Here is an 18170-nt window from a genome sequence, read left to right on the forward strand (position 1 = left end):
TAAATGAATAAATAATTTAAAAACTATATTGTATAAATCAATATATTTCAGTTGGTTATTTTATCAGTTTCAAAATCTCGCGTTGCCCGTCGATGGTGACGATGAGGGCATATACCCCTCGAGGCAACAGGTCGAGTGCGATGCGGTCGCCCTCGGCCACATTCTCTCGTTCGAATTGGGCGACAATCTGGCCCGACAGGTTGGCTACGTCGATAGCGATGTGTTGTGCCTGACGGCCCACTACGAGAGCTGCGCCGTTGCCCGAGACAACCTGGCACTTGCCTTCGCGCCGGGTGAGGTCGATGCCCGATGTGTTCTTATAGGTGAACGAGATGGTGTTGCAATATTCGGTTTCGCCGCCGGCATACTCCGAGCGAGCCCGCAGGTACCACACGCCGTCGGCCAGTCCTTCAAATTCGGTTTCGTAGACGAAGGCATCGACCGTCTGGCGTTTCACGTTGCGTACGGGCGAGAAGGTATCGTCGGTATGCAGTTCGATGCGGAAGGTCTTGGCGGCCGGCTCTTCGGCCCAGCGCACTTGCAGGGTGGGCCCTTCGACCGTAGCTCCCTGGGTGGGGAAGAGGATGACGGGTACATCGGGTATTGCCTCTTCGGTGGTGAAGTAGGTCACGGGGCTGGTGTATTCGATGTCGCCGGCATAGGCCGTTACCCGGGCGTAGTATTTGGTATTGCCTACCAATATTCCCTGGCTCAGCGTGGTGCTGTTGCTGCTGTATCGTTGGTCGAGCGTTACACCCATCGTGCGGAAGTCGTCGTAGGTGTTGATTTCGAGGCGGTATTCGGCAGCACCGGGATAGACGGTCCAGCTGATGGTGGGGGTTGTCGATACACTGGTGCTACCGCTCACGGGCGATTCGATTTCGAACGGTCCGCCGTTGAAGCTGTAGGTGGCCGACGTGGCGTCGGTGCAGTTGGCCTGACGGGTGCGAACTCGCCAGTAGTAGGTACCTTTCTCGAGGTCGGGGAGGTAGCTCGATGCAAACGAGTTGGTGGTTACCTCGCGCGAGAGGATAAGGTCGGTGAAGGCGTTGTCGCGGGCCACGTCGATGTAGTACGAGGCGTCGGCTACGCTGCTCCAGGTAAAGTCGAATATGCCGATGGCCGACGCTCCGTCAGCCGGGCTGGTGAGCGAAACGGCGGTAGCGTTGCCCACCGAGGCTCCCAGGAAGAGAGGGGCATACTCGTTGCCATAGCGGTCGACGATGGCCACGGCGTAGGTGTAGCCGGTGCGGCAGTCGGCAGGTATGGTGTAGCTGGTCTCGTAGGAGAGGCCCAGCAGGTAGCGGGCTTCGCGGCAGGCGGTAGCCTGGGAGGTACCTTCGGGCACGGCATAGATGGCGTAGCGCATGCCATTGACTCCGGTCCACGAGAGGGTGCCGTTGTTGTAGGCCATGTTGGAGACGAGACCGGGATTGGTCGTGGCCTTCCAGCTGATGGCCGGCACGAGAGCGGGGTATTTGTAGACGTCGGAGCGCAGGAGCTCGAGCATGCCCGAGGTGTGGGTCACCTTGCGCATGTTGTAGAAGACGCTACCCGGGGCGCCGGTTTCGTCGAAGGTGCGGTTTACCTTGATTTGGTTCACCAGCTCCGAGCCTTTGAAAGCGGCGGTAGCCCCGTCGATGATATAGTTGTTCGCCCCGTTTTCCTGAGCGATAGTGCGTTCGATAGAGGAGAGCGATTGGGCAGGAACCCGTTCGCCGTTGAGCAGGAGTTGCCCGGCTTGAGCCGCGGTGCTGCGGTCGAGCGAAGGCATCTTGGCCGAGCTGAGGCTCGAGGCCGAGTGGCTCGAATAGAAGTGGAGGCCGAACATGCGTACGATTTCGCTCCACCAGGCGGCAATCGTCGTGTAGTCGCTACTCGACCCGATGGTCCAGTAGATTTGTGGCGATATGTAGTCGATGGTACCTTCCTGAATCCACGCCATGGGATCGCAGAAGATGTCGTTGTAGGCCCAACCCGAACCGGCCGGGGTGGGGGTTACGCCGTATTTCTCGGCGATGGAGGCATCGGTGCACCACACGCCGGCGGGCGAGATGCCGAACCGCACGTAGGGTTTGGTCGATTGAATCATTTGGTATACCTGGGCAATGAGCTTGTTGACGTTTTGCCGACGCCAGTCGCCGCGCGAGAGGTTGTCGGGGTTCTGGGTCTGGTAGAGCTCGTTGTCCATGGCATCGGTCGTGCCCGACATGTAGAAGTAGTCGTCGAATACGACGCCGTCGATGTCGTAGTTTTCTACCACCTCCTCGATGATGGCGGTAATGTGGTCACGAACCTCTTGCATGGCGGGGTTGAGGATGGAGCCGCTACCCGAGTAGTCGAGCAGCCAGTCGGGGTGAGATTCGCGATAGTTGAGGGGAGTGCCGTCCCATTGGTTGAGCACGCTTTCGTAGCGGTAGGGGTTGAACCAGGCGTGAACCTCGATGCCGCGCTTGTGGCCTTCCTCGACGACAAACTCGAGAGGGTCGTATCCCGGGTCCATACCGCGGGTAGCCACCAGGTCGCTCGACCAGGGTTCGTAGGACGAACGATACATCGCGTCGCAACGGCCGCGCACCTGGAAGTAGACGGTGTTGCAGTTGGCCGCCTTCACCGAGTCGAGCAGCATGGTGAGCTCGTCTTTCTGCTTTTGTATCTGCTGGGTGTTACCGGTCTCGGTTATCAGGGTCGTTTGGGGCCAGGTGAGGCGCCATACGGTCGACAGCCAGAATGCACGCACCTCTTTCTTGGGCGCTTGTGCAAAAGTCGGGAGAGCCATCCACAGGGCGAGGAGCACGATTGATATTTTGGCGATGTATTTCATCTTGTGTATCTGTTTCTTTTTTTATGTAATCCCGCCGGCCGGTGACGACCGGCGGGATGGGATTGTAGTCTATGTTTTCAGAACAGGTTCGACAGGTTGTCGTTCAGGGCAATGCCGTAGGGGCTTACACCCGATACGATGGTTTCGAGCTTTTTCGTGGCGGGGTTCCAGCGTTTGATACCCGAAGGCTCGGTGCTGCCCTCGTCGGCACGCAGACCGAAGTAAACCGATCCGTCGCTGCTGTCGAGAACCATCTGGCATACGTCGACAAACTCGCCGGTGCTACCGTCGCTATCGGACTTGAAGCTGGCCACGAGGTATTTGTTGTCGGCTTTGGTGTTGGTCTTGGAGGCGTCGTTGGCGCTGATGTCGGCCATGGGCACGGCAAAGAGACCTTTGTCACGAATGATGGCGTAGAGTATCTGGTTGTTGGTGTCGATGACAAACGACTTCACGAACTCGTCGGGGAAGATGACGGCATAGGGAGGATTGCTGCCGCGGCTGATGTCGACGGTGCTGATGTCGCTGTCGGCAAAGCGGTAGATACCGCCACCGCCGTAGGTCTTGCCCCAGTACCAGAGGCCGTCGACCTTGGCGAAGCAGGCGTTCATGGCGCCATATTGCCAGGGGTTGCCGTAGTATTCGAGGCGGTTGTTCATCACGAAGTAATCGAACTTGGCGTCGCTGGTGTTGAGGGCGAGGTTGCGCTCGTTGACACCGATGCGGCGGATACCCGTGTTACGGTCGGCAAAATAGAGCATCTCGCTGTCGATCCATCCGTAGAAGGGGTCGTTGAAAGCGGTGTTTCCTACGTTGGAGAGCACGGTTTCCATGCTGCTGCCATCCTTGGTTACGGCGGTGATTTTGCCGTCGCCGCGGTTATTCTCGGTATCGTTGATGTAGGTAAACTGAGTACCGCAGTCGAGTACGTAGAGAATGTCGTTGTGGAAGAGCAGGTTGAGGGGGTGAGCTCCCGATTTCACGCCCAGATCGAAAGGCGAGTTGCTGCTGCCCTCGGGCACGTTGTAGTCGAGCTTGTAGGCCATGATGTTACCGCTCTTGACGGCATAGTAGAGGGTCTTCGAAGCGTTGGGAGTACCCACCTGTACGTTGGCTTTCACGTCTTGCAGGGCGCGGCCGCCGAGCGTCGTCTTCAGGGTGATGGTTTGCGAACCGATGTTCTTGAAGGTGAGTCGGCCCGGATTTTCACCTACATACGTGTTGTTGGTGATTTCGGGGTGGTCGACCAGTGTAGTTCCTTCGGGCAGAACCCAGGTATATTCGGGTTGAGCCGAAGCAGCGGGGTTGCGCAGGGTTACCTCGAGGGTTACCTCTACATCGTTGATCACGCACACCGCGTCGTTCTCGGTCTTGGCGACGATGGTGGGTTTAATATCGTTGATGAGCAACGGGCGTGTGGTGAATTCTCCGCCCACGGTAAGTTTTACTTCATACTGTCCCGGCAGGTTGTAGGTGTGCGTGGGGTTGGGTTCGGTCGAGGTTTCGCCGTCGCCGAACTCCCAAGTGCAGGCACCCGAGAGAGCCGAGGTATTGGTAAACTGTATCGTGGACCCTACCAGGTAGTCGAGTTCGTATCCTTCGTTGGTGACGCAGTAGGTAAAGGCTACATCGTCACTGGGATAAACATTGTAGGTGGGATCGTTTTCTACGCAGGCAGACAACGAGGCCAGCAAGACTACCGTCAAACCTATGTTTCTTAATGCTTTCATTGTTCTTTGCGTTTCTATTAGTTGACAGTAATGTTTTTAATATCGGTATTGCTCTTCACCCCTTTCGAGTCGGTCACTTGGAACCGGGCGGTGAGGGTGTAGGCACAGTTGTAGTTTACGCCATACTCCTTACCGTCGAAGAGCAGTTCGGGAGTGGTGAGACCGGCAACGATACCGTCGAGCGTAGCTTTGTTTTCGTCGGTGATGTTGTAGACGGTTTTACCTTCGGCATCGACCGATGTGGTGAAGAGAGCTTCATACTCCTCTTCGGTCATGCGCATGAACCCGTCGACCACAATCTTTTTCATGTTGCCATGATAGTCGGTGGCTATTTGCGTGGTGAGCGCGGCGCGGAAGTTGGTTTCGTACTCGCCGGGGAAGTAGGTCTGGAACAGGGTTTCGGTGAAATCGGTTCCGCCCACGTTGGCCCAGGTTACGCTGGCCCACGATGCCGATACGGGGAAGGTCGAGTCGAGTATGTAAGACGATTTGGCATCGTCCCACGATACGGTGGACGGGTCGAACTCCTTGACCAGGTGCGAGGCGACTACCTCGCTGCTCTCGGTCTCGGTGTAGGTGTAACTGATGTAGGGACAGGTAACGGCACGGGTGATGGTGCTGTTGACGCCATACCATACTTGGGCGCTCTCGACGGTGCTGCCGTCGGTGTAGTAATAGACTCTGAAGTCGAGTTCGCTACCGGCGTTGACGGCATCTTTCAGCTCCCAGTAGACATATGCGGTTTGTTGTCCCAGGTCTGCCCAATCGTTGATGGGGTCGTTGACTTCACACCCCGACAGTCCCACGATTGCCAGCAGCAGAGATGCTATTTTTACTTTATTTTTCATATCGAATGTCGTTATTTATGGAATACCTCAATTCTTTCTGTTTCTCTCTTGTTTATTGCCAAATCATGGGTTTGCGCAACCACTGGTAGTTCTTGTAGGCTCCCAGTCTTTCGAGTTCGGCCTTGTTGTATTTCTCCTCGGTCTCGGGGTCGTAGTTGATGCGGTTGATCCAGGCTTTGGGATCGTCGCCCCAGTGGGCCTCGTAGATGTTGTTGGGCCGTTTCAGTCCGGGATATACGTATACGTTGTCGTATTGGCGACCGTTCTCTTCGCAACTGTAGTTGTAGCGGCGCATGTCGGTCCACTGCTCGGGTTGCAGATAGAGGCATACGTACTTCTGGCGCATGATGTGGCCGATGTTGAACCCGTCGGCGGGGAAGTAGGTAGTGATGTATTTACCCGATCCGCTCTCGTTGCCCAGGTAGTTGTTGCGGTAGCGCGAGTAGCTGCTGCCATAAATCGACTCGAGGTTGAAGCGCTCGAAGTTGACCTCGGCGGCCTGCATGGTGAGGGTGCGGGCAGTGGGTTTGTCGCCGGCCCAGTAGGTAGCCTCGGCTTTGATGAGAAGCAACTCTTCTTCGAGGAAGAGGGGTACGTAGCCGGTGTTCTGGGTGTAGACCGAAACCTTCTTGCCATCGACTTCGGGGAAGAGATTGGGGTAGTTCTCTACCTTATACGAAACGTCCATACCGATGTTGGTGTCGAGGTAACGCATCTTGGTTCCTGTATCGGAGCTTTGAGCCGGGCCTTGGCGGGCGCTCATGAAGGCGAGGATACGGGGGTCTTCGGCCCAACCGTTCAGGTTGCTGTGCGAGTCGAATACACCCAGGATGTTCTCCATGAAGTAGGTGGTGGGGATAGCCGAGCCCAGCATGTTGCCACGGCCTTCCCAGCCGAGACCGCCTTGTTCGGCTTGGCTGAATGCCTCGCCCCAGGGGCTGTTCTGGGCACCGTTGCCACCGTCGAAGTGGTAGAGCACGTCTTCCCAGCCTTCGAGGGCCTTGTCTACGGTGGTGATAATCTCCTGGCAGGTAGCAGCGTTGTTGCTCCAGTTGGGCAGTTTGCGCAGCAGCAGGCGGGCCTTGAGGGCATATGCGTAGTGTTTCCACTTGTTCAGGTCACCGGCAAATACGCGGTCGATCGACGGGTCGATGGGGATGTTGGTGGCCGCTTCGGTATAAGCGGGGTTTTCGTACATGGCGATGAGATTGTCGATCTCCTGATACATCCAGTCGTAGATACTCTCTTGAGTATCGTATTTGGGGCTGTTCGACTCGTAGGCTTCGCTGCGGGGCATGTCGCCGAAGAGGTCGGTAGTCATCTGGGTAGACATGAGGCGCAGGGTGCGGGCCATCATTTCGAGGTTCCAGGCTTGCTCTGCGTGAGCACCGTCGATAATCTCTTTTGCATTGGCACCGATGTCGTAGAAGTGACGACGCCATTGCGGGTGGCGGTTCATGGTCAGGAAGTCGCCCCAGCCGGCTTTGTAGGCAAAGCTCGAGGTTTGGCTACGGCCGCCGGTCGTGAGGGTTTGTGAGAGGTAGGTGCCGTACTCGGCATGGTCGAATTGCAACTGAGCCGAGTAGAACAGGACGATGGGGAATACCTGTTCGGGCAACACTTCGTGAGCGGCGTCCTCGTTGATGTTTTCATACAGCCAGTCTTCGCAACTGGTTGTACCCATCAGGCCGATTAACAATGATAATATGATATATTTATATTTATTCATGGCTCCTTATGTGTTAGAATGTTGCGTTGATAGTGAAGTTGAAACTGCGCGTGGCCGGGATGGACATGTTGTCGATACCCATCGTACCGGTACCATAGGCTGCCGAAGTCGAGATTTGCGGATCGGAGCCCGAGTAGCGGGTCAACAGGAAGAGGTTGCGGCCGGTAATCGAGGCTCTGAGCCCCTTGATGTAGGGGTTGCCTTTCTTGAGGAACCGGGAGAAGTCGTATCCTACGGTTACGTAGCTCAAACGCAGGTAAGAACCATCTTCGATGAAGTTGGAGCTTACGCCGTAGAAGTAGGTGTTCAGGTTGGTCTGGTTCAGTACGATAGGCGTGGTGTTGGGTACGTAGGTGCCGTCGGGTTGAGCGACAACGCCTTTGACTACTACCTCGCGGTTACGATAGTTCTCGAGCGACTTGTGCATGCCGTTGGTGAAGAGCGAACGGGCCGTGCCGTTGTACACGTCGCCACCTACGCGGCCGTCGAGCAGGAACGATACGGTGAGGTCTTTCCAGCGGAAGGTACTGCTCAGACCGAGCAGGAAGTCGGGTTCACGGTTACCGATGTATACGCTCTTGGCCGGGTCGATGATGGGGTAGCCATCTTCGTCGACAAGCACCTGACCGTCGGGCGAACGCATGTAGTCCTTACCCGAAATACCGGTAGTAGAGCCGTGCAGGTAGGCGGTGGTATAGATGTCGCTGAATTGAGTACCTTGAATTTCGCTCACATCCTCGGGCAACGATTTTACGACACCGCGGTTCAAACCGAAGTTGAGGTTGGCGGTCCAGTCGAAGTCGCGGCTGCGCAAGATGTCCTGGCTCAACGTGGCTTCGATACCGTGGTTCTCGATACTACCTTCGTTGCGTACTTGCAGGATGGTACCCGATGCCGGCGACACGCGCACGGTAACAATCTGGTTGTCGACCATCGTCGAGTAGTAGGCTACGTCGAGTCGGGTGCGGCTGTCGAAGAATCGCAGGTCGGCACCGATTTCCCACGACTTGGTCATCTCGGGTTCGAGCGTGATGGCGTAGGACGAGGTGGGGTCGATACTGTAACCGCCGTCGGGGAAGGTAGAACCTTCGCGATAGGCTTTGGTAAACTTGTTGGGGGTAGCATCCTTACCTACTTGTGCCCAGTTACCGCGAATCTTACCGTAGCTGAACCAGTCGTTGCTCAGGTGGAAGAGTTCGCTGAAGATTAAACCGGCCGTAACCGAGGGGTAGAAGTAAGAGGACTGGTCGGCTTGTTTCAGCGTGGAGGAGCCGTCGTAACGTGCGGTTCCGCTCAACTGGGCGATGCCTTTGTAGTCGAACCGCAGTTCGCCGAAGTATCCGTATTTGTTTTTCTTCGAACGGAAGTAGTTGATGGGGTAGTCGCCCGTCTTCATCCAGTTCTCGGTGTTGGTGTTGTTGAAGCTGTAGTAGTCGCCCTCGAGCACGAACTCTTGTCCCGAGAGGGTGGCTTCGTAGCTGTTGTTGACCATGATTTCGGCACCGGCCAGGATGCTCATGTTGAGGTCTTTGAAGAGGTCTACGTTGTAGGTGGCCAAACCTTGTACGGTGAGCAGTTCGCCGCGGCTGGGCTCAAACGTGTAATACCCGTATTTGTAGAGGTATTTCGAGATTACGCTCTCGTCGAGTTCGTCTTTGTCGAAACGGGGTTTTCCGTAGGAGTCGGAGGTGGTGTAGCCCTTGTCGTAGGCAATCTTACCGGTGAAGGTAAGGTCTTTGATGGGAGTCCATTCGATCGACCCGTTCAGAATCATACGCGACGATTGTGATTCGCCCCAGTCTTCGTAGCGGCCCCAGTAGGGACTCACGCCGGCGGTAATCTTGTCGGCATCGGTCAGGGCGTCCCAGTTGTCGTAGCGACCGCCGTCGGCCGTGCTGTAAATCGGTTTGCCCAGCGGGGTCTTGTAGTTGCGCATGTCGTTGTTGATGGGCCAGGTATATACGCTGCTCATGTTGTTGCCAAAGGAGCGCGACTTGGTGTCGATGTAGTTCAACGAAGCGTTTATCTTGACCCACTTGGTGGGGGTGAAGGTGGCTTTGATCAAGGCACCCATGCGGTTGCGGTAGTCTTCGGGAGCCACACCGTCGGTCGAGGTGTAGTTGAACGAGGCGTAGGCCGTGAACTTGTCGGTACCGCCCGATGCGTTTACGTCGTATTTCTGGTAGAGGCCCGTGCCCAGGAAGTTGCCTACGTTGTCGTAGGTGCGTTCGCCGGGTTTCAGCATGGGACCCCAGCCACCGCTTACGCTGTTTTCCTTATAGAAACCGAGCGAGCCGGGTACATATTTCTGTTGGATTTTGGGTATCCGTACACTGTTGTCTATCTGTACGCTGGCGCTACCGTTTACGACAATTTGTCCGCTTTTACCGCTCTTGGTCGTAATCAGAATTACACCGTTGGCGGCCTCCGAACCGTAGAGGGCCGATGCGGCGGCACCCTTCAGCACGGTCATGTTTTCAATATCGTTGGGGTTGATGTCGCCGGCCGAGGTACCTCCACCACGCATGGGCATACCGTCGATGACGAACAGCGGCTCGTTGTTCTGCCCCGAGTTGATAGAGGAGATGGCACGAATGATAATCTGAGAGCTGGCGTTGGGCGAACCACCGCTGCCCGATACCGATACACCGGCAATCTTTCCTTGCAAGGAGTTGACGAAGTTGGCCGACTGTCCGGCGGTTACTTCATCGGCGTTCAGGCTTTGGACGGCGAAGTTCAACTTCTTTTTCTCTTCGCGGATACCCATGGCTGTTACCACTACCTCGTCCAGACGTTGGGAGGAGGAGCCTTGCAGCGTTACATTGATAACCGATTTTCCGTTGACTTGAACCGTTTGAGCCTGCATGCCCACATAGCTGACCGTGAGGCTTGCATTGTCGTTGACTTTAATAGAAAATTTCCCGTCTAAGTCGGTTGTCGTTCCTTGCGATGTGCCTTTGACATGGACCGATGCCCCGATGATGGGCAGCCCGTCTTCGGCCGACACAACGGTACCCGTTACGGTGCGTTGCTGAGCGAAACCTACCAGAGCAAATAGGGAAAATAACAGAAGTAGCACCTGTCTTCTCATAATACTGCTTGTTTGTTAATAATCAAGGTTAATAATACTCTCTTTATGTTGTAAAATTCATGGCCCGATCTTATATCCGCTTCGATTTAAATCAACATTTAAAACAATGGTAAAAGATTCGTTTCTTAAATTTTGTTATTTTAAGGGTTTGTGTTTTATTTTTCGTGTTTTACTTGTACAAATATAGCGTTCTATTTTGAAATCGAAAACTAAAATTCTTACTTTTTTTCGGCTTCTGTGCATTTTTAAGTATTAGAGTCATATTTTCACGAATATAAACATTAGTGAAAATTTGGGCTCTTCTCTCGGGTATTTTTCTAAAAATATATTCTTAATATATAACGCATTGGGCTCCTGTTTAAGAGGTTGCTCGTGTCGATGGGCAATTTGACCCTCTTTACATGGGGTGTCGGGGGTGGGCGATAGTGAGGCTGGAAGAGGGGCGACTGCCGTGCTTGGGGCACAAGAGGGGCAGGCAGAGTGGTATCGAATCGAAAGAGTGGTGTGAGCAGGGTGTCAGGCTCTTTTAAAATGTTCGTTTATAGCTTAATCCCTCTTTGGGTATTGTAGCGGACGAGCCTGTAAGGTGCCTGGAAATAGCAAGGGCTGCGCCGAAACGAAAGTTCCCGGACACAGCCCCTGACCTTGTGGTTATGGTTTTCTCGTGTTTTTGCTTTAGAACTTGAGGGTGATGTCGACGCCGAAGGTGATGGGCCGTCCGCTCTGTACGAAGCTGTTGGGCAAAGCCAGGTTCTCGGCATTCATTGTTTCGAAATAGAAGGCCTGGTAGTGGCGGTTCAGCAGGTTGCGGCCCCAGAGTTTCAGGTCGGCATATTTACCCGAGAGTAGAATCGAGGCGTTTACCAGCCCGTAGAAGTTTTGGGCGGCATCGTTGGCCTCGGTCCAGTAGATTTTGCCCTGGCCCAGGTATTGCAGCTCGAAGGTGACGTCGGTCTCGCGGTCGATGGGCAGCGAGTAGGCTCCCGAGAGGGCGAGGGTATGGGCCGGAGCAAAGGGCACGAAGTTGCCCTTGTAGTCGTTCTCGCCGTCGTTGTAGTCGCGGAAGGTGGCGTGGGTATAGCCATAGCTGGCCGAGAGCAGCAGGTGATTGGTGGGGGTGGCGCGCAGGGCGGCCTCGAGTCCGTAGCTGGCGGTGCGGCCCGAGTTCTTGGTCACGCGGCCGTATCCGCTCACGGCGGCAATCTGCTGGTCGCGGCAGTCGATGTAGAAGAGCGAGAGGTCGGCAAAGAGGTAGTGGTCGATGAGTTGCGAGCGTCCGCCTATCTCGTAGTTCCAGCTATGCTCGGGCTTGTAGGCGATGGCACTGTTCACGTCGGTCGAGCTCTCGAGCGAGGGCATGCCTGCCGGGGCGCTGCGGCTCACGATGGGGCGCGAGCCGGTATTGCCGCCCCCCGTTCCGCCGCCGGGGTTGCCGCCGCCCATGCTCTTCATCAGCTCGCTCATCATGCGGGTGCGTATCTGCGACTGGATGAGGTTGGAGAACATCTGGAAGTTGTAGCCTCCCGAGCGGTATCCCCGGGTGGCCGAGGCGTAGACGAAGCTCTTGTTGTCGATGTTGTATTTCAATTCGAATTTAGGCGAGAGTTCGAGGGTCTCCATCGACTCGCGTCCGTCGATGCCCAGCGGCAGAGAGAAGGGTTGGTTGATGACCATGGGCCGTCCGCCGGCATTGATCGAGACCTGTGCATTGCCCGAGAGGGGCGATGTGGCGTGGGTGTGGTGGTAGATGCGGGCCCGCTCGTAGTCGAGGCGCAACCCCACGGTGGCCGAGAGGCCGTCGACGAATATGCGGTTGAGCGTAGCCTGCCCGAATGCCGCCGCGCCGTAGGTGGGGGTCTTGTAGATACCGTCGATGTAGAGGTTGGGGTTGTCGATGGCTACGGTGATGTCGGGCATGCCGGCCAGGGCGGGGTTCTGCTTGAGGGCCGCCAGCTGGTTGTTGGTCTGTTGGGTGATGAGCAGGTCGATGCCGTCTTGCTTGAAGTCGACGGGTCCCTGCGTGTGGATGTCCTGATAGAAGCCGAAGAGGCCACCTACCCACTCCCACCGTTTACCCTGGTGCGACTTGATGGCAAACTCCTGCGAGACGGCGTGCATCTGCTGTTTCTGTTGCAGGGTGAAAATCGAGAGGGGGGTAAAGTCCTGGTCGAGGTGCATGTCGTCGTCGAGGTACTGGTAGCCGGTGGTCGAGGTGAAGATGAACCGGTCGTGGATGTATTGTGCCGATAACCCCGAGGTGAGGAGATCGCGGCGGTACGAGGCCTCGTCGTTGTAGGCGATGTCGCCGGTCTTGTGCTGAGCCTTGTCGTAGTAGGCGTAGGGGTATCCCTGCTGGTCGCTGCTCTCGTAGTCGCCGGTGAGGCTCAGTTTCCACCGTTGGCTGGCCCGCCAGTCAATCTGGATGCGGCCGCCGCCCGACCGGGTGCTGCCGCTGTTGCGGTGGGTATACTGGTTTTTGAAGTAACCTTCGTCGCTGCGGTAACGGGCGTTGAGGGCCACGGCCAGATTGTCGGTAATCTTTTGGCTGGTCGAGGCGTTCACTCCCCACAAGTTGTAGTTGCCGAAGCTCAGCTTCACCTTGGAGCCCTGCTTCTCGAGGGGCGAGAGGGTTTTGATGGCGACGAGCCCCGCCATGGTATTGCGGCCGTAGAGGGTGCCTTGCGGCCCCTTCAGTACCTCGATGTGGGCGATGTCGGCAAAGTCGAAGTCGAAAGCGCTCTTGTCGAGGTAGGGTATGTTGTTGACGTAGAGCCCCACGGCCGGCGAGTTGATGCGCGAGCCGATGCCCCGGATGTAGGCCGACGAGATGAGTTTCGATCCGTAGTCGGGGATGAAGAGGTTGGGCACGAGGGTCGAGATGTCTTTGACCGAGTGGATGTTCATGCGGTCTATCTGCTCGGTATCGAGGTACGAGATGGAGCCGGGAAACTCAAACAGGTTCGATTCCCACTTGGGGTTACTGATGATGGTGACGGCATTCAGGTTGTAGAGGCGGTTCCCCAGCGAGTCGGTGGTGACGGGAGCGGGATCGGCCGTAGCCGCGAACGTGGAAAGGAGCCCTAAGGCCGGGAGCAAAAATCTTTTCATAAATCTTGTTTACCTTGCCGGGAGGCACAGCGGTGGAACCTCCCCGTGAATTAACGGTGGCAAAGTAACATCGGAAAAGTGGTTGTCGCAATCCTCACTAATAGTGATTTTTTGGGAGAGTCGACCCTACAAAAAGAGCAGCAGGCTGAAGGCCATGACCGCCATGCCGGTGATGACGCCGCCTATGCCGTAGTGGTGATGGCCGTATTTCTCGGCGCCGGGCAGCAATTCGTCGAACGAGATGAAGACCATGATACCCGAGACGAAGGCCAGCAGCAGGGCGTGGATGAGGGGGGTCCAGAAGGGGAGCAGGAAGAGGAAGCCGATGAGGGCCCCTACCGGCTCGGCCAGACCCGAGGAGAGCGAGTACCAGAAGGCTTTCTTGCGGCTGCCCGTGGCCTGGTAGATGGGTACCGACACGGCTATGCCTTCGGGTATGTTGTGTATGGCGATGGCCACGACTATGGGGATGGCGATGTCGAGGTTGCCCAGTGCCGAGGCGAAGGTGGCAAGTCCCTCGGGGAAGTTGTGGATACCGATGGCCAGCGCCATGAGCACTCCGGTGCGTTGCAACCGGCGGGTGTCGGAGAGCTCCTCGACACGGTGTATCTCGTGCGGGTTCTCGTCTTCGGGGATGAGGAAGTCGATGAGGGCGATAAACGAGGTGCCGGCAAAGAAGGCGGCCAGCATGCAGATGTGGGCCATGCGCGGGCTCATCTGCTGGCCCAGCATGCCCAGTGCCTCGGGCATCAGCTCCATGAACGAGATGTAGACCATGACTCCGGCCGAGAATCCGAGGGCGGCCGAGAGAAACTTGGTGTTGGTGCGCTTGGCAAAAAAGGCGATGAGGCTCCCCACGCCGGTCGATAGCCCGGCGATCATCGTCAGCACGAAGGCCAGGAGGATCGAACTTGTTTCCATAATCTTCAATATAAAAAGGTGTGGGGGGAGCGGTGCCGGCGCCGGGAGTCCGGGCAGGGGGCATCCCCTCGTGTCGAGGCGACAAATGTAATGTATTAAATGGCTTTACGGTCGAAATCGAATAATAAAAATAACAAAAAAGAGCAAGATATGTTAGGAACAAACCGCACGCTCTGTGTATCTTTATCGCCGCAAAGTAGAGATTATGCAAGAGTATAACGAAGATATTGTCATCGAGCAACTACAAAATCCGGCTACCGTGCGTCAGGCTTTTGCCCGGGTGGTAGAGCGGTACAGCCAGCCGCTCTACTGGCAGATACGGAAGATGGTGCTTTCGCACGACGACGCCAACGATTTGTTGCAGAATACCTTTTTGAAGGCTTGGGGCAGCATCGAATACTTCAGAGGCGACGCCAAGCTCTCGACCTGGCTCTACCGCATAGCCGTGAACGAGACCCTCACCTTTCTGGCCAAGGAGCGCGAGCTGCGCAACCTCAAGGCCGACGATGCCGACGACTTCCTGCTGCTCAATATCGAGAGCGACGAATACTTCGACGGCGACCGGGCCCAGCGGCTGTTGCAGGAGGCCATCGTGCGGCTGCCCGAGAAGCAGCGGCTGGTCTTCAACATGCGCTATTTCGACGAGATGAAATACGAGGATATGTCCGAAATCATGGGTACCTCGGTGGGTGCGCTCAAGGCCTCGTATCACCATGCCGCCAAAAAAATAGAAGAATATCTGCATGAACATATTTAAACCTTTTCACTCATTTCCCGTCTAACAAACAAAAGGTGTAGCTATGGAAAAGAAGAGTCCCATATTAGATGAAATCGGCCGGAAACACGGTATGAAGGTTCCGGAAAACTATTTTGCCGATTTCACCGAGAAGATGGTCGAGAGTCTGCCCGAGCGGGAGTTCCCGATGCCCGAGCAACCTACGCTGTGGCTGCGGGTAAGGCCGTGGGTCTATATGGCCGCCATGTTTGCGGGCGTGTGGCTCATGCTCAAGATGTTTACCGGTATCTTCTCGGTAGAGAAAGGCGAGACCCCTCAGGTAGAGATGACCGCCTCGGCCCCCGAAGAGAGTACCGTCGAGGAGGAGTGGTTTGCCCACTACGTCGACGATTACACGGCGTATGAGATGCTGTATACCGAGGGCGATTATTAACAAGAATGGAACGAACATTGGTTATGAAGAAAGTAGTTTTGATAATGTGGGTAATCCTCGTCTGCGGATTGCCCTTGTCGCTGGCGGCTCAGAACAAGGCCGGCAAATCGAATGAACAACGCAAGGCCCAGTATGAGCAGTTCTGCCAGTTCCGTCGCGATTACATGACGAAGCAAATCGGGCTCACCGAGCAGGAGGCCCAGCAGTTCTTTACCCTCTATGAAGAGCTGGAGTCGAAGAAGTGGAAAATCGACAAGGAGGCTCGCGACTTTGCCCGCAAGGTAGCCCATGCAACGGGTACCGTATCGGATACCGAGTATGAAAAAGCCGCCCAGGCTCTGCTCGAGAAAGACGAGAAGATGGCGCAGCTCGACCGCGAGTATTACGACAAGTTCAAGAGCTTCCTCTCGAGCGAGCAGCTCTTCAAGTTCAAGAATGCCCAGATGAAGTTCCCGCGTGCCATGATGAAATGGCATGGCGGAAAGAACGGCCAGCACAAGGGACGGGGCAAATAACCCGCAGCATCCGGCCCGGGCGCGGGCGGGGCGCATGACAAGATAACAAAAGAGGGATTTCTACCGGTGTGGTGGAAATCCCTCTTTTGTCGTTTGCGGGTCAGAGGCTGCACGGTCAGCGCACGAGCACCTTCTCGCCGTGACTGCCGATGCGTACGATATAGAGCCCGGTGGGAACGCCCGTCGCCTGCCACTCGATGCGAGAGCCCGGGGGGGTCTCGACGGTAGCGTCGTAGCGTACGATGCCGTCGGGGCTGGTCAGTACGATGCGGGTACGGCCGGCCTGTTCGGTAAAGAGAATGCCGTCGCGATAGAGACGGTAGGGTTTACCGGCAGAGGTCGGACGGTCTATGCCGCTGGGCGACAACACCTCGCCGATACCGGCCAGGGCGTCAATCTTGCCATAGCCGTAGACCGGGTTGGGGCAGGTGCCCGTGTAGCTGTCGGAGCGGGCGGTCTTTTTCAGAATCAGTTGAATATCCTCGGGCGATAGCTCGGGGTTGGCCTCGAGCCAGGTGGCTATGACTCCGGCCACGAAAGGCGAGGCCTGCGAGGTCCCCGTCATCTGCCCCCAGAAGTAGCTCTTCCCGTCGAGGGTAGCCGAGGCTACGGTGTTGGCGCTGCTCTCCTTGTAGTAGTCGGAGTAGGACGACACGGCACTGAATATCATGCCGCCGGGGGCCGTTACGTCGGGTTTTACCCGTCCGTCGGCGCTCGGGCCGCAGCTCGAGGTGTAGTTAATCTTGTTCAGCGGGTAGTCGATGAGCATCGATTGCTTGTTGCCCGAGTAGTTGGTCCAGACGTTGCGGGTGGTGTAGTTGCCCACCGAGATGGTGCGTCGGCCGGTACCGCCCAGTTCGCCCAGCGTGTATTCGGTGTCGTAGCTCACGTGCGAACTCTTGCCGTTGTCGGTGAACTGTCCGCTGTTCTTGTCGGTCCACAGGTCGATGTGCTGGGGTTGGCCCTCGACGCTTACCTCGATATTATATCCTTTCAGGTTCAGGTTGTTGAGGGCAATCCGATACATGCGTCGCGAGCCGTTCCACAACTCGGTGTAGCAGGCAATCTCGCCCCCTTCGGAGTAGTTGTAGTCGTCGGGTACGGCAAAGCTCTGGTCGGCACCGTCGGCCGTACAGCTCCATACCGCGGCCCCTTGCGAGTCGGTGAGCGAGAGGGTCACGGCAAAGCCGTCGGTCTGCCCCCAGACCTCGAAGGTATTCGATTCGTAGCCCGTAGGTTTGAAGTAGGTACGCACCGGGGTAGAACCGTCGGTCAGCGTCATCGAAGCGTGAGCCTTGTTTTTGGCATCGTTGCCGATCGAGCCTACCAGAATGTGCCCCTTGTCCACCAGTGCGTCGATGGCCTGGTCGAAGAGCGAGGTTCCGTCGTGCGGCCCGTACGAGGTATTCAGGCTGATGTTGACTACCGCCGGGCAGCCGATGGAGTCGGCATAGCTGAAGATGTACTGGATGCCGTTGAGGATGTCGGTATCTTCGAGCGTCGAGCCCACCATCACCAGGCGGGCGTCGTAGGCCACGCCGTAGTAGGGGTTGCGGTCGAGCGACGTGGTGGCCGAGGTCTGTACGGGGCCGAAGTATCCGCCGCCCGCGATACCGGCCACGTGGGTGCCGTGGGTCTGCTCGGTGTTGTCGGTACCCTCGGCGAGGATACTCTCGCGGGTGGTCAAGAGACGGTCGTTCATCTGGTTCCAGAATCGCACGATGCGCAGGGTGTCGCCTTCGGCCGAGCGGAAGGCCGGGTGGGCCACATCGAAGCCCGAGTCGACGAATCCCAACACGACACCCCTCCCCGTGAAGGGCGAGACAAGTGATTCGCCGCTCTGTACTTGGTTGACGAAGGTCTCGCTACGGGCCTGGTCGAGCGACGGGGTGGCCTGGCGCGAGAGTTCGGCCCGCAGGACAAACGGCTGTTGCAGCAATCGGTCGAGCTGGGCGCGGTCGGTCTGCACGGTGTAGAAGCCATGGCCCAGCGATACGCACGAGCGGGCTCCGGCCGCAAGCAGGTCGGCCTCGGTAGCCGAGGCATCGCACTGGAGCAGGAGCCGCAAGGGAACCTCCCGGGTTGTCGATTTCAGACGGGTATCGGTGTGTCGGGTCTGGTCGAGCATTTGACGCGACGAGGCCGACAACTTGGAGTCGTCGGCCCGGCAAGCCAGGCCGTTGAGCAGGAGAGCTCCTGCCAGCAGCATGGCGCAGCAATGAATTTTGTTCATGG

At 56.7% G+C, this 18170-nt stretch carries 11 protein-coding genes; 3 read left to right on the forward strand and 8 right to left on the reverse strand.

Going from position 1 to position 18170, the window contains the following annotated elements; all coding sequences use genetic code 11:
* Positions 1-55: 55 nt before the first annotated feature.
* The 7 genes from ABGT88_RS02800 to zupT form a co-directional block, all read right to left on the reverse strand.
* Entirely contained in the window at positions 56-2824 is a 2769-nt protein-coding gene (locus ABGT88_RS02800; protein ID WP_346700296.1) for a family 10 glycosylhydrolase, read from the reverse strand.
* A gap of 77 nt (positions 2825-2901) precedes the next feature.
* A complete protein-coding gene (locus ABGT88_RS02805; protein WP_346700298.1) occupies positions 2902-4554 on the reverse strand; it encodes a PKD domain-containing protein in 1653 nt (550 codons plus the stop codon).
* A gap of 17 nt (positions 4555-4571) precedes the next feature.
* Positions 4572-5402, reverse strand: a complete 831-nt coding sequence (locus ABGT88_RS02810; RefSeq protein ID WP_258327144.1) for a hypothetical protein — start codon at positions 5400-5402, stop codon at positions 4572-4574.
* A gap of 52 nt (positions 5403-5454) precedes the next feature.
* Positions 5455-7131, reverse strand: coding sequence for a SusD/RagB family nutrient-binding outer membrane lipoprotein (locus ABGT88_RS02815; RefSeq protein ID WP_087408729.1), 1677 nt, complete (start codon positions 7129-7131; stop codon positions 5455-5457).
* Positions 7132-7144: 13 nt separating this feature from the next.
* Positions 7145-10222 (reverse strand): SusC/RagA family TonB-linked outer membrane protein, encoded by a 3078-nt coding sequence (locus ABGT88_RS02820; RefSeq protein WP_346700301.1) that lies wholly within the window; start codon positions 10220-10222, stop codon positions 7145-7147.
* A 675-nt stretch (positions 10223-10897) separates the two neighbouring features.
* Positions 10898-13330 (reverse strand): TonB-dependent receptor domain-containing protein, encoded by a 2433-nt coding sequence (locus ABGT88_RS02825; RefSeq protein ID WP_346700303.1) that lies wholly within the window; start codon positions 13328-13330, stop codon positions 10898-10900.
* Between the two features lie 126 nt (positions 13331-13456).
* Positions 13457-14251 (reverse strand): zinc transporter ZupT, encoded by a 795-nt coding sequence (zupT, locus tag ABGT88_RS02830; protein ID WP_087408726.1) that lies wholly within the window; start codon positions 14249-14251, stop codon positions 13457-13459.
* 205 nt (positions 14252-14456) lie between these two features.
* Between zupT and ABGT88_RS02835 the strand changes: the two genes are divergently transcribed.
* From ABGT88_RS02835 to ABGT88_RS02845, 3 genes are read left to right on the forward strand one after another with little or no spacing between them, the layout of a single operon-like run.
* On the forward strand, positions 14457-15008 hold the full coding sequence (locus ABGT88_RS02835; RefSeq protein WP_258327217.1) for an RNA polymerase sigma factor: 552 nt from the start codon (positions 14457-14459) through the stop codon (positions 15006-15008).
* A 43-nt stretch (positions 15009-15051) separates the two neighbouring features.
* The gene (locus ABGT88_RS02840; RefSeq protein WP_346700306.1) at positions 15052-15420 is read left to right on the forward strand and encodes a hypothetical protein; all 369 of its coding nucleotides are present in this window, start codon (positions 15052-15054) and stop codon (positions 15418-15420) included.
* 23 nt (positions 15421-15443) lie between these two features.
* The gene (locus tag ABGT88_RS02845) at positions 15444-15935 is read left to right on the forward strand and encodes a hypothetical protein (RefSeq protein WP_346700308.1); all 492 of its coding nucleotides are present in this window, start codon (positions 15444-15446) and stop codon (positions 15933-15935) included.
* 115 nt (positions 15936-16050) lie between these two features.
* Here ABGT88_RS02845 and ABGT88_RS02850 read toward each other — a convergent pair whose 3' ends face one another.
* Positions 16051-18168, reverse strand: a complete 2118-nt coding sequence (locus tag ABGT88_RS02850; protein WP_346700310.1) for a S8 family serine peptidase — start codon at positions 18166-18168, stop codon at positions 16051-16053.
* Positions 18169-18170 lie beyond the last annotated feature (2 nt).

Origin of the sequence: Barnesiella sp. An22, assembly GCF_963931395.1 — a bacterium.
In the GTDB taxonomy this organism is placed as follows: Bacteria; Bacteroidota; Bacteroidia; order Bacteroidales; family Barnesiellaceae; genus Barnesiella; species Barnesiella merdigallinarum.

Bases quoted from the DNA above. Each gene is read 5' to 3' on its own strand.
- ABGT88_RS02800 (WP_346700296.1), bottom strand. From the start codon at position 2,824: ATGAAATACATCGCCAAAATATCAATCGTGCTCCTCGCCCTGTGGATG.
- ABGT88_RS02805 (WP_346700298.1), bottom strand. From the start codon at position 4,554: ATGAAAGCATTAAGAAACATAGGTTTGACGGTAGTCTTGCTGGCCTCG.
- ABGT88_RS02810 (WP_258327144.1), bottom strand. From the start codon at position 5,402: ATGAAAAATAAAGTAAAAATAGCATCTCTGCTGCTGGCAATCGTGGGA.
- ABGT88_RS02815 (WP_087408729.1), bottom strand. From the start codon at position 7,131: ATGAATAAATATAAATATATCATATTATCATTGTTAATCGGCCTGATG.
- ABGT88_RS02820 (WP_346700301.1), bottom strand. From the start codon at position 10,222: ATGAGAAGACAGGTGCTACTTCTGTTATTTTCCCTATTTGCTCTGGTA.
- ABGT88_RS02825 (WP_346700303.1), bottom strand. From the start codon at position 13,330: ATGAAAAGATTTTTGCTCCCGGCCTTAGGGCTCCTTTCCACGTTCGCG.
- zupT (WP_087408726.1), bottom strand. From the start codon at position 14,251: ATGGAAACAAGTTCGATCCTCCTGGCCTTCGTGCTGACGATGATCGCC.
- ABGT88_RS02835 (WP_258327217.1), top strand. From the start codon at position 14,457: ATGCAAGAGTATAACGAAGATATTGTCATCGAGCAACTACAAAATCCG.
- ABGT88_RS02840 (WP_346700306.1), top strand. From the start codon at position 15,052: ATGGAAAAGAAGAGTCCCATATTAGATGAAATCGGCCGGAAACACGGT.
- ABGT88_RS02845 (WP_346700308.1), top strand. From the start codon at position 15,444: ATGAAGAAAGTAGTTTTGATAATGTGGGTAATCCTCGTCTGCGGATTG.
- ABGT88_RS02850 (WP_346700310.1), bottom strand. From the start codon at position 18,168: ATGAACAAAATTCATTGCTGCGCCATGCTGCTGGCAGGAGCTCTCCTG.